Origin of the sequence: Microbispora bryophytorum (genome assembly GCF_006874465.1) — a bacterium.
GTDB classification, from domain to species: Bacteria; Actinomycetota; Actinomycetes; order Streptosporangiales; family Streptosporangiaceae; genus Microbispora; species Microbispora bryophytorum.
The window spans coordinates 522,117-534,156 of sequence record NZ_VIRL01000002.1 but is presented as its reverse complement, the minus strand read 5'-3'; the positions used below and the strand labels follow the sequence as shown (position 1 = coordinate 534,156).

Here is a 12,040-nt window from a genome sequence, read left to right as displayed (position 1 = left end):
GGAGTCTGTCCGGTCGGACGGTACCCGATCAACGAAGCGCGTTCACGACTTGGATCAAGACCAAAACCACAATGAACAGCACTGTGAAGCTCAGGTCAAAGGCCACCGTACCCAACCTGAGGGGCGGAATGAAACGGCGGAGGAACTTGAGAGGCGGGTCGGTCACTGTGTAAACAACCTCCGCCAGCACCAGGACGACCCCGGTGGGCCGCCAGGCGCGGGCGAACGCCTGCACCGTATCTATGATCATTCTGCCGATCAGCAGAACCAGGAAGAGGGTCAGGGCGATGACCAAGATCTCACTAATGATCCCCACGGTCGAGCCCCGCCTCCCCTCGGTCCAGCCGCCCTCGGGCCGCACGGGCACCGCTCAGCCGGTCACTGTTCATGTATGGAACTCTAGCTCTGGTTGAAGAAGCCGCGTTCCGCGATTCTGGCCTTGTCCTCGGCGGTCACCTCAACGTTGGCGGGGGACAACAGGAACACCTTGTTGGTAACACGTTCGATGCTGCCGTGTAGGCCAAAGACGAGACCTGCCGCGAAATCGACAAGGCGCTTGGCGTCGCTGTCGACCATCTCTGTCAGATTCATGATGACGGGCGTGCCCTCGCGGAAGTGCTCGCCGATCGTCCGCGCCTCGTTGTACGTGCGGGGATGCAGGGTGGTGATGCGCGCCAGATCGGTGGTGCGGCGCTCCAGCACGGTTGTGGGGGGACGCGGAGCGGGGACGGCGGCCTCGGTGTCGTCCTCGCGCTCAAGGGGCCCGGCATGCGTGCCCGAGGGGCCGGCGAAGCCGCGCCGCGGCGACTCGTACTCCTCGTCGCCGTACTCCTCGTCGGTGCCGTATTCTGCCGCGTACCTGTCTTCGTAGCGGTCGTCCTCCACGAGACCGAGGTAGACCGCCATCTTGCGCATCGCGCCGGCCATCGCTCGTCGTCCTCCGCTTTGCTGGTGCCTTCAAGGTCCCTTCGGAAGGCCAGGGCGGTAGCCGTACCCCCCTTGGAGCTCACCGCTGATCGACCTCTACCTGTGCGCGGACACCACGGTCCACTTGGGGGACATTACCTGACGAAGGGCTTTCTGCGGCCGAGCAACGCCGTACCGACTCGCAGGTGTGTCGCGCCGTTCGCCACAGCCTGGGGGATATCTCCGCTCATCCCGGCCGATATCACATCGGCCGCGGGGTGTTCCTCGCGGACCCGCTCGGCGACGGTCCGCAGCCGGGCGAACGCGGCCGCCGGATCCTCCCCCTGCGGGGCGACCGCCATGACCCCCCGCAGGCGCAGCCCCTCCGCCTTCGCGACGAGCCCCGCGAGCGCCGGCACCTCCTGCGGCGCGGCGCCGCCCCGCCCGGCCCCGCCCTCGCCCGGCGCGGCGTCGAGGGCGACCTGGATGAGGCAGTCCACCTCACGCCCCACGCGTACGGCCTCGCGGCCGAGCACGTCCACCAGACGGGGACGGTCCACCGAGTGGACCATGTGGGCGTAGGAGGCGACCGAGCGGACCTTGTTCGTCTGTAACTGGCCGATGAAGTGCCAGGTGAGGCCGAGACCGGCGCACTCGGCCGCCTTGGCCGCCGCCTCCTGGTCGCGGTTCTCGCCGACGTGCGACACGCCCAGCTCCGCGAGCAGCCGCACGTCGGAGGCCGGATAGGTCTTCGTCACCGCGATCAGAGTGATCTCCGACCGCGACCGGCCCGCGTCCCGGCAGGCGTCGCCGACGCGCCGCTCCACCTCGGCCAGCGCCGCGGCCAGCTCCTCACGCCGGTCACCCACGGACCGTGCCCCCGGCCGTACGGATGCCCAGCGTCACTTGAGGAAGTCCGGCACGTCGAGCTCCTCTTCCTGCTCCTCGAACACCACCGGACGCCGGGGACCCGGCTGAACGGCCCTGGAGGTGATCGGGGTCGGCGGCTCGGGGGCCGGGCGCGGGATCGGCAGCGGCCCGGTGGCGCCCTGGTCGCGCCCGCCGTCCGCCGCCGTGTCACGCGGGAACGACGTGACCGCCTCGGCCTGCGGGGCCTCCGGCGCGGACGCGGCCTGCGACGTCGCCTGCTGGACCGGCTGACTCACGGGCTGGGCCGGCGGCGGCACGGGGTTGGCCGTGAACGCGTTCACCGGGAACTGGGTCGCCGGCGGAGTCGGGGGCTGCGCCACGCCGCTCGCCGGACGCACCGGCTGGGCGGGCTCCGGACGCGGCTCGGGCTTGGCCGGGGCGGGCGCGGGACGGGCCGCGGGCGCGGCCGGCGCCGGACGGGCCTGCTGGGGCCGCGACAGCGGCGCGGCCGCCGGCTTGACCGGCTCGGGCTCGTCGAACCCTGCCGCGATGACCGTCACCCGCACCTCGTCGCCGAGCGCGTCGTCGATGACCGTGCCGAAGATGATGTTGGCGTCGGGAGCGGCGGCGTTGCTGACGAGCTGGGCCGCCTCGTTGATCTCGAACAGGCCCAGGTCGGAGCCGCCCGCGATGGACAGCAGCACGCCATGGGCGCCGTCGATGCTCGCCTCCAGCAGCGGGCTGGAGACCGCCATCTCGGCGGCGGCGACCGACCGGTCGTCGCCCCTGGCGTGGCCGATGCCCATGAGGGCCGAACCCGCGCCGGACATGACCGACTTCACGTCGGCGAAGTCCAGGTTGATCAGACCGGGTGTGGTGATGAGGTCGGTGATGCCCTGCACACCGGACAGCAGCACCTGGTCGGCGGCCTTGAACGCGTCGAGCACGCTCACCTGGCGGTCGGAGATCGACAGCAGCCGGTCGTTCGGAATGACGATCAGCGTGTCGACCTCCTCGCGGAGGGTCTCGATGCCGGCCTCGGCCTGCATGGCCCGGCGCTTGCCCTCGAAGCTGAAGGGCCGGGTGACTACTCCTATCGTCAGCGCGCCGAGCGAGCGGGCGATGCCGGCCACGACCGGCGCGCCGCCGGTCCCGGTGCCGCCGCCCTCGCCCGCGGTCACGAAGACCATGTCGGCGCCCTTGATGACCTCTTCGATCTCCTCCCGGTGGTCCTCGGCGGCCCTGCGGCCCACCTCCGGGTTGGCGCCCGCGCCGAGGCCTCGGGTGAGCTCACGCCCCACGTCGAGCTTGACGTCGGCGTCACTCATCAGCAGCGCCTGGGCGTCAGTGTTTATGGCGATGAACTCGACGCCCTTGAGTCCCTCCTCGATCATCCGGTTCACGGCGTTCACTCCGCCGCCGCCGATGCCGACGACCTTGATGACCGCGAGGTAGTTCTGCGGTGCTGCCACGACGAGGGGCCTTTCCGCTCGTTTGCGTTTCCTGCGGGCAGGGCCCGCCGTCTTCTGAACTCTCACCCTCAAGTTGAGATTTAGAGTTATGTCAACCTGAAGATTGATACGGACAGTAGGGTTGTGCGTCCCCCAGGGTCAACTAACCGCGCCGCAAGGCCGTCCGGCGTGTCGCGCACTGTCCTATTCGCATGCCGCCGTGCTGACAGGCGGTCCCTGATCAGGCGCCCACGGCCCGTGAGAAATCTCACCTGACCGTCACCACCTGCGGCGAGCTGACATCGTAGCTGGTTCCCGGCTTGGCGAGGGCGGCGAGCAGGACTCGTCCCTTCTGCGCCGAGCGCCCCGCGTCCCCCCATACGACCGTACGGCCGTCGGTGAGTTTGAGCGTGATCGACCTGGGCGAGGGGACGCGCAACTCCTGCAAGCGCTGCAGGACGGTGTCCGGCAGCGCCCGCAGCACGGTGAGCCCGGCCCTGGTGGCGGAGTCGTCCACAGCGGCCCGCTGCACGCGCAGCACCGGCAGCCGGGGCGGGGCCACGGTCACCTCCTGCAGGACGACGCCGTAGCGGTCGATCACCGCCGTCGTCACCCCCAGGGGCACGGCGGCGGCGGGGACGCGCTCGACCACGCTGATGCGCAGCGTTCCCGGCCAGCCGCGGTCGGCGGTGACCGACTCGACCGCGCGCATCGCCCGCAGCCGCCCTTCCACCCCCGCGAGGTCGACGGTGGCGAGCGGCGTGCCGGTGCGCACCCCCGCGGCCTGCCGCAACTGCTCGGCGGGGATCCGGTTGTTGCCGGTGATCTCGACCTCCCGCACGCCGAGGACGGGCGAGAAGAACACGACCCACGTGGCGACGCCCACCACTCCGCCGGTCAGCAGGGTGGCGAGGGCCGAACGGCGGACGGCGCGCCTCACCGGTCCCCCACGCTCCGGATCGCGGCCCGGACGACGGCCCGCGTCACCGGGCGGACAGCTCCGCGACGATCTTCGGGCCGAGCTCCGTCACGTCTCCCGCGCCCATGGTCAGCACGATGTCCCCGGGGCGGGCCCGGTCGGCGACGAGCGCCGGCACGGCCTGCCGGTCGGGCGCGTAGACGACCCGCTCGACGGGAAGCGGGATCTTCCCCGCGACCAGCGCGCCGGAGACCCCCGGCTCGGGGTCCTCGCGCGCGCCGTACACGTCCAGCACGACCACTTCGTCGGCGAGGCCGAGCGCCGCGCCGAACTCGTCGGCGAAGAACCGGGTGCGCGAGTAGAGATGCGGCTGGAAGACCGCGATGACCCGGCCGTCGCCGGTCACGACGTCGCGAGCGGCACGCAGGTCGGCGGTCAGCTCGGTCGGGTGGTGGGCGTAGCTGTCGAAGACCGTCACGCCCGCGGCCTCGCCCTTGGACTCGAACCGCCGCTTGGCCCCGGTGAAGGCGGCCAGGCCTCCCTTGACGTCGTCGAAGCGCAGGCCGAGGTGTAGCGCCACCGCGATCACCGCGGTGGCGTTGAGCGCGTTGTGCCGGCCCGGCACGGCGAGGCGCACCTCGCCGTGTCCCGCTCCCCCGGGCACGTCGGGGCCGAGCTCCACGCCGAACTCCACGCCGAGGCCGCGCGGCACCACGTCGGTCGTGCGCAGGTCGGCGCCGGCGCTCTCGCCGTACGTGACGACGGTGAGGCCGCGCTCGCGCGCGATGGGCACGAGGGCGGCGGCGCCCGGGTCGTCGGCGCACACCACGAGCAGCGACCCGATCCGCTCGACGAAACGGGCGAAGCTGTCGTGGACTGCCTGGGGGTCGCCGTAGTTGTCGAGGTGGTCGGCCTCGACGTTGGTCACCACGGCGATGCGCGGCGCGAGCATGAGGAACGAGCCGTCGCTCTCGTCGGCCTCCGCGACGAACACCTCGCCCGCGCCGTCGTCGGCGCCGAGCCCGGTCGTCACGAGCTGCCCGCCGACGCAGTACGACGGGTCCTCGCCGCACTTCTGCAACGCCACGGTCAGCATCGAGGTGGTCGTGGTCTTGCCGTGCGTGCCGGCGACGGCGATGCCGTTGCGGCCGGTCATGACCGAGGCCAGCGCGGCGGCCCGCGGGATCACCCGCAGGTTCTGCCGCAGCGCCTCCCCCAGCTCGGGGTTGGAGTCGCGGATGGCGGTGGACACCACGACCGTGTCCACGTCCTTGACGTGGGACGCGGCGTGGCCGACGTGGATGACGGCGCCCAGCTCGCGCAGCTCGGCCAGCAGTTCGGACGGCCGCGCGTCGCTGCCCGACACCGGCACGCCGCGCTTGAGCAGGATCCGGGCGATGCCGGACATCCCGGCGCCGCCGATGCCGATGAAGTGCACCCGCCCCAGGTCGGCCGCCGGGACGGGGTCCACGAGCTTGACGAGACTCATCGGTGGGCGATCTCCAGCACCTTGCGGGCGAGCGTCATGTCGGCGTCCTTGCGGCCCATCCGCGATGCGGCCTCGGACATCGCGACCACGCGCTCGGGGTCGTTCAGGATCGGCAGCAGCGTCTGGACGATCCAGGCGGCCGACAGGTTCGCGTCGTCGACCATCAGGCCGCCCCCGGCCCGCACGATGGGCTCGGCGTTGAGGCGCTGCTCGCCGTTGCCGTGCGGCAGCGGCACGAACGCCGCGGGCAGCCCCACGGCGGTGAGCTCGGCGCAGGTCATGGCGCCCGCGCGGGACAGCACGAGGTCGGCGGCGGCGTAGGCGAGGTCCATCCGGTCGACGTACGGCAGGACGACGTACTGCGGGTCGCCCGGCGGAAGCTCCGCCTCGACGGTGTTCTTGGGCCCGATCACGTGCAGCACCTGGACGCCCGCCGCCCGCAGGTAGGGCGCGGCCTCCAGCGCCGCCTGGTTGATCGAGCGCGCGCCCTGGGAGCCGCCGAACACGAGCAGCGTCACCCGGTCGGACTCCAGCCCGAAGTACGACCGCGCCTTGTCGCCCATCGACAGTCGGTCCATCGTGCTGATCTCGCGGCGCAGCGGGATGCCGATGTACTCGGCGTTCTGGAGCACGGCGTCCGGGTGGCCGGTGAAGACATGCTCGGTGAGGCGGGCGCCGAGCCGGTTGGCCAGGCCGGGCCGGGGGTTGGCCTCGTGGACCACGATCGGCACGCCGCGCCGCCGGGCGCCGAGGTAGCCGGGCGTGGCGACGTATCCGCCGAAGCCGACCAGGACGTCCGCGCCGACCTTGTCGAGGATGCCCGCGGCGCTGCCGATGGACCCGGCGAGGCGGCCGGGCACGGTGAGGAGCTGGGGACTGAGCGAGCGGGGCAGCGGCACGGCGGGCACGAGTTCGAGCTCGTAACCCCGGGCGGGCACCAGGCGGGTCTCCAGGCCGCGCTCGGTGCCGAGGCAGGTGATGCCGATCCTCGGGTCGAGCCGGCGAAGCGCGTCGGCCAGCGCGAGCGCCGGCTCGATATGGCCGGCCGTCCCGCCGCCGGCGAGGACCACCCTCATGTCACTCCCTGCTTTCGCGGATGTCTTCGCGGATGTTCTCGCGGACGTCTTCCCGGATGTTCTCGCGAATGTTCCCGCGTCCGCTCCCTGTCGTTCCTCTTCGTGCCGCCCGCGGCCGTGCCGACTGCTGACGGGCCGGCGTCCGCGAGGTCGCGGGCCGCCGCCCGGCGCGGCCGCTCAGGCCAAGCCAGCTTAGAGCCCGCGCGGCCGGTCCCGGGCCACGGGCGGCCAGCGCCTCGGGCGCTCCGGGCTCCTGTTTGGCGAACGACACCAGCATGCCGAGCGCGGCTAGCGTCGGGAGCAGCGCCGATCCGCCGTACGACACCAGGGGCAGCGGGATGCCGGTGACCGGGAAGACCCCGATGACCGCGCCGATGTTGACGACGGCCTGCCCGGCGATCCAGGCGGTGACCGCGGCGGCCGACAGCCGGATGAAGGGGTCCTTAGTCCGGATGGCGATCCGCAGCCCGGCGTACCCGAGCAGGCCGAACAGCGCGACCACCACGAGCGTCCCCATCAGCCCGAGCTCCTCGCCCAGAATGGAGAAGATGAAGTCGCTCTCCGCGTGCGGAACATAGTTCCACTTCTGCCGGCCCGCGCCGAGCCCGAGGCCGAACCAGCCGCCCGAGCCGATGGCCATCAGTCCCTGGGCGGACTGGAACCCCTCCTTCTGCGCGGTCTCCCACACGTGCATGAAGCCGGTGAGGCGGCCGAGCCGGTACGGCTCGACGACGATCATAGTGGCGGTCGCGAGCACGAGCAGCGCGAGGATCCCGCCGAACAGCCGCACCGGCGCGCCGACCACCCACAGCAGCGCCAGGAAGATCATCATGAGCACCAGCGTCGTGCCGAGGTCGCGCCCGAGCATGACCAGGACGGCCAGCAGGGCCACGCCCGGCATCAGCGGGATCAGCAGCTGGCGCCACTCGATGCGGCCGACGCGCGCCCGCGTCGCGAGCAGGTCGGCGCCCCACAGCACCAGGGCCAGCTTCGCCGGCTCCGACGGCTGGACCGAGAACGGGCCGACGACGATCCACCGCTGAGCGCCCAGCAGTTCCTGGCCGAGGAAGATGACCATCAGCAGGCCGAGGATCGACAGGCCCATCAGCGGATAGCCGGCCAGGCGGAAGAACCGCTGCGGCAACCGGGAGCACACCCACATCAGGGGAAGCCCGATCGCCACCGACGTGACCTGCTTGAGGAACCAGTAGAACGGGTCGCCGGTCCGCTGCAGCGCCTCGATGCTCGACGCCGACAGCACCATCATCAGCCCGAGCGCCAGCAGCAGCGCGCTGCAGCCGAGCACCAGGTGATAGGAGGTCAGCGGGCGGCCGAGCAGCTCGCGCAGCGCGGCGAGCTGGGCGGCGGCCCAGCCGACGGGCTCGGGCCCCTGACGCTCCGCCTTCCGCTCGGTCGCGGCGCCGGCGGTCGCCGGGCCGGTCGCGGGGCCGGTCGCGGGGCCGGTCGCAGGGCCCGTCACCGGGCCGCCAGCCGCCGCACGGCTCGGGCGAAGGCCTCCCCACGCGCTCCGTAACTGGCGAACATGTCCAGCGACGCTCCGGCGGGGGCGAGCAGCACGGTGTCACCCGGGGTGGCGAGCCGGGCGGCTTCGGCGACGACACGGTCCATGACCCCAGTGTCTTGCCCCGGCACGTCCACCACGGGGACATTCGCGGCGTGTCGCGCCAATGCGCGGCGGATCACATCCCGGTCGGTCCCCAGCAGCACCGCCCCGCGCAGCCGGGGCGCGGCCTGCCGTACGAGGTCGTCGATCTCGGCGCCCTTGAGCTGGCCGCCCGCGATCCACACGATCGACTCGTAGGCGGCGAGGGACGCGGCGGCCGCGTGCGGGTTGGTGGCCTTGGAATCGTCCACGTAGTCGACCTCGCCGACCCGGGCCACGTGGGCGATCCGGTGCGGGTCGGGCGTGAACTCCCGCAGGCCGCGCCGTACGGCCTCGGGCGGCACGCCGTACGCGCGGGCCAAGGCGGCCGCGGCGAGCGCGTTGGCGACGTTGTGCGGCGCGAACGGCCGCACGTCGGCGAGGCAGGCCAGCTCCTCCGCCGAGGTCGCCGGGTCGGCCACGAAGGCCCGGTCGACCAGCAGGTCCTCCACGACTCCCAGCTGCCCGGGCCGGGGGACGGCGAGCGTGAAGCCCACCCGCGAGGCGTACGGCTCGGCCAGGCGGGACGACGACGCGTCGTCGGCGTTGTAGACCACGGTCCCCGCTCCCGCGAAGATGCGCGCCTTGGCCGCGGCGTACTCCTCCATGGAGCCGTGCCAGTCGATGTGGTCGGGCGCCACGTTGAGCACGGCCGCCACGCGCGGGGCGAGGGTCGAGGACCAGTGGAGCTGGAAGCTCGACAGCTCCACGGCCAGCACGTCGTACGGCCCGTCGACGGCCTCCACGATGGGGACGCCGACGTTGCCCACGGCCACGGCCTTGTGCCCGGCGGCCGACAGCATGGACGTGAGCATGCGGACGGCGGTGGTCTTGCCGTTGGTGCCGGTCAGCGCCAGCCAGGGGGCCGCGGGCTCCTGCCGCAGCCGCCAGGCCAGCTCGACCTCCCCGATGACCTCGACGCCCGCGTCCGCGGCGGCGACGAGCAGCGGGTGGGTGGGCCGCCAGCCCGGCGAGGTGACCAGGAGCGAGGTCCCGGCGGGCAGGGCGGGCTCGCCGAAGCGCACCTCCACGCCCAGCTCCGCGAGCCCGGCGGCCGTCGCGCGCTGCCGCTCGCCGTCCGCGGACTCCAGCACGGTCACGCGCTCGCCGCGCGCCGCCAGGGCCCGCGCCGCGGCGGCGCCCGACACGCCGAGGCCGGCGACGACGACGTTCACTACTTCGGCATCCATTCGAGGTAGAACAGCCCGAGACCGGCGGCGACGCACAGGGCCGCGATCAGCCAGAAGCGCACCACGATCGTCGTCTCGGCCCAGCCCGACAGCTCGAAGTGGTGCTGCAGCGGCGCCATCCGGAAGACGCGTTTGCGGGTCAGCTTGAAGGACCCGACCTGGATGATCACCGACATCGTGATGATCGCGAACAGGCCGCCCAGGATGACGAGCAGGAGCTGGGTCCGGGTGGTGAAGGCCAGGCCGGCGATCACGCCGCCGAGGGCCAGCGAGCCGGTGTCACCCATGAAGATCTTGGCGGGCGGGGCGTTCCACCACAGGAAGCCCAGACAGGCGCCGAGGACCGCCGCCGCGACCACCGCCAGGTCGAGCGGATCTCGCACCCAGTAGCAGTTGGGGCCGAAGCCGACCGTCGTGCAGCTGTTGCGCAGCTGCCAGTTGCCGATCAGCACGTACGCCGTGAGGACCATGCAGGTGGCGCCGGAGGCGAGGCCGTCGAGGCCGTCGGTCAGGTTCACCGCGTTCGAGAAGCCCACGATGAAGAACACGACCCAGATCATGAATCCGATCAGGCCGATCGACGGCCCGATGTCCCGCAGGAACGACACGCGCGTCTCCGCGGGGGTCACCGCGTAGGCGTTGGGGAAGCGCAGGACGAGCACCGCGAAGATCGCCCCGATGACGAGCTGCCCGCCCGCCTTGGCGCCGCTGCGCAGGCCCAGGCTCCGCTGCTTGTAGATCTTGATGAAGTCGTCGAGGAAGCCGACCGCGCCGAGGCCGGTCATCAGGAACAACACCAGCAGTCCCGATGCCGTCGGGGGGTCGCTGACGGCCGAGAAGACGGTCGCCCCGTGGGCCGCGAAGTAGCCGATCAGCGCCGCGATGACGATCACCGTGCCGCCCATCGTGGGAGTGCCCTTCTTGTCGTAGTGTCCCGACGGGCCCTCCTCCCGGATGTTCTGGCCGTAGCCCCTGCGGGCGAACAGCCGGATGGCCAGCGGCGTGCCGACCATGGAGAGAATCAGCGAGATCGCCCCCGCGATGAGGATGTTCCTCACCGGGCGTCACCTCCGAGGATCGCCTCGGCGACCCGCTCGAGCGCGGCCGCACGCGGCCCCTTCACCAGCACCACGTCGCCCGGCGCGAGCCGGTCCGACAACTCCCGCGCCGCCGCCGAGGCGTCCGGCACGTGGATCGCGCCTGGCGCGCCCCGCAGCACCGGCTCGGCGTCCTCCCCCACGACGACGACCGCCTCCAGGCCCGCGCCCGCGGCCAGCCGCCCGAGATCCTCGTTGAGCGCCGGGCCGTCCTCGCCGAGTTCGCGCAGCGCGGCGATCACGGCGAACCGTCGCCGCCCCTCTCCCATCACCGCCAGGCTGCCGAAGGCGGCCCGCATGGAGTCGGGGTTGGCGTTGTAGGCGTCGTTGATCACGGTCACGCCGTCGGCCCGCTCGGTGACCTCCATCCGCCAGCGGCTGCGCGGCTCGGCCGCCGACAGCTCCTCGGCGATGTCGCTCACCGGCAGCCCCAGCTCGTGCGCGGCCGCCGCGGCGGCCAGGGCGTTCTCCACCGTGTGCGCGCCGTACAGGCGCAGCCGGACCGGAGCGGCGCCGGACGGCGTGCGCAGCGTGAACGAGGCGCGGCCGGTCGCGTCGAGCGTTTCGTCCTCCGCCCGCACGTGCGCCTCCGGCGAGCGCCCGAAGTAGGTCACCCGCGCGCTCGTACGGCCGGCCATCGCGCGCACCAGCGGGTCGTCGGCGTTGAGCACCGCGACTCCGCCGGCGGGCAGCGCCTCGACGAGCTCGCCCTTGGCCTGCGCGATCGCCTCCTTGCCGCCGAACTCCCCGAGGTGCGCGGTGCCGACGTTGAGCACCACGCCGATGCGGGGCGGGGCGATCCTCGCGAGGTAGGCGATGTGGCCGATGCTGCGCGCGCTCAGCTCCAGGACCAGGAACCGGGTGGCCTCGTCGGCCTTGAGCACGGTCAGCGGGTGGCCGATCTCGTTGTTGTACGAGCCGACGGGGGCGACCGTGGGGCCGAGCCGGGCGGCGAGACCGGCCAGCAGGTCCTTGGTCGTGGTCTTGCCGGCTGAGCCGGTCACCCCGACGACGGTCGTGCCGGGCAGCTCCGACAGTACGGCGGTGGCGAGCGAGGCCAGGGCCGCGAGCGGGTCGCCCACGATCACGGCCGGCGCGTCGACGCGCCGGGTGGCGAGCACGGCGGCGGCGCCGGCGTCGCGGGCCTGCCGGGCGAAGTCGTGCCCGTCGGCCCGTTCACCCTTGATCGCCACGAACAGCGAGCCCGGTCCGGCCGCCCGTGAGTCGATCACGACGGGCCCCCGGACCACGGCCGCGGGGTCCGCCGCTCCGTTCAGCGCTCCGGACGTGATCTCGGCGACCCGGGCCAGCGGCAACGGGATCATGGTGTCTTTCCTGCTCTCTTTCGCGTCGCTAACTCAGCCGCCGGGGCACGGCCC

11 protein-coding genes are annotated in these 12,040 nt (G+C 72.6%); all 11 read right to left on the bottom strand.

Annotated elements, in window-relative coordinates; genetic code table 11:
* Nucleotides 1-28 precede the first annotated feature (28 nt).
* The 11 genes from FLX07_RS06785 to FLX07_RS06735 all read right to left on the bottom strand — a co-directional run bounded on the left by FLX07_RS06785 (nt 29) and on the right by FLX07_RS06735 (nt 11,986).
* On the bottom strand, nt 29-295 hold the full coding sequence (locus FLX07_RS06785) for a YggT family protein (RefSeq protein WP_205829672.1): 267 nt from the start codon (nt 293-295) through the stop codon (nt 29-31).
* Nucleotides 296-399: 104 nt separating this feature from the next.
* The gene (locus FLX07_RS06780; protein WP_142568623.1) at nt 400-927 is read right to left on the bottom strand and encodes a cell division protein SepF; all 528 of its coding nucleotides are present in this window, start codon (nt 925-927) and stop codon (nt 400-402) included.
* A 134-nt stretch (nt 928-1,061) separates the two neighbouring features.
* Complete coding sequence (locus tag FLX07_RS06775) at nt 1,062-1,775, bottom strand: YggS family pyridoxal phosphate-dependent enzyme (RefSeq protein ID WP_142568621.1); 714 nt, start codon at nt 1,773-1,775, stop codon at nt 1,062-1,064.
* Between the two features lie 33 nt (nt 1,776-1,808).
* Complete coding sequence (gene ftsZ / locus FLX07_RS06770) at nt 1,809-3,248, bottom strand: cell division protein FtsZ (RefSeq protein WP_142568620.1); 1,440 nt, start codon at nt 3,246-3,248, stop codon at nt 1,809-1,811.
* Between the two features lie 247 nt (nt 3,249-3,495).
* A complete protein-coding gene (locus tag FLX07_RS06765) occupies nt 3,496-4,167 on the bottom strand; it encodes a cell division protein FtsQ/DivIB (RefSeq protein WP_142568617.1) in 672 nt (223 codons plus the stop codon).
* Between the two features lie 43 nt (nt 4,168-4,210).
* On the bottom strand, nt 4,211-5,635 hold the full coding sequence (gene murC / locus FLX07_RS06760; protein ID WP_142568615.1) for a UDP-N-acetylmuramate--L-alanine ligase: 1,425 nt from the start codon (nt 5,633-5,635) through the stop codon (nt 4,211-4,213).
* On the bottom strand, nt 5,632-6,711 hold the full coding sequence (murG, locus tag FLX07_RS06755) for an undecaprenyldiphospho-muramoylpentapeptide beta-N-acetylglucosaminyltransferase (protein ID WP_142568613.1): 1,080 nt from the start codon (nt 6,709-6,711) through the stop codon (nt 5,632-5,634). Before murG ends, murC begins: the two co-directional genes overlap by 4 nt.
* 1 nt (nt 6,712) lies before the next feature.
* Entirely contained in the window at nt 6,713-8,191 is a 1,479-nt protein-coding gene (ftsW, locus tag FLX07_RS06750) for a putative lipid II flippase FtsW (protein ID WP_142568611.1), read from the bottom strand.
* On the bottom strand, nt 8,188-9,564 hold the full coding sequence (murD, locus tag FLX07_RS06745) for a UDP-N-acetylmuramoyl-L-alanine--D-glutamate ligase (protein ID WP_142568609.1): 1,377 nt from the start codon (nt 9,562-9,564) through the stop codon (nt 8,188-8,190). Before murD ends, ftsW begins: the two co-directional genes overlap by 4 nt.
* A complete protein-coding gene (gene mraY, locus FLX07_RS06740) occupies nt 9,549-10,622 on the bottom strand; it encodes a phospho-N-acetylmuramoyl-pentapeptide-transferase (protein ID WP_142568607.1) in 1,074 nt (357 codons plus the stop codon). Before mraY ends, murD begins: the two co-directional genes overlap by 16 nt.
* On the bottom strand, nt 10,619-11,986 hold the full coding sequence (locus FLX07_RS06735; RefSeq protein ID WP_142568605.1) for a UDP-N-acetylmuramoyl-tripeptide--D-alanyl-D-alanine ligase: 1,368 nt from the start codon (nt 11,984-11,986) through the stop codon (nt 10,619-10,621). The genes mraY and FLX07_RS06735 overlap by 4 nt, the downstream gene beginning before the upstream one ends.
* Between the last annotated feature and the right edge of the window lie 54 nt (nt 11,987-12,040).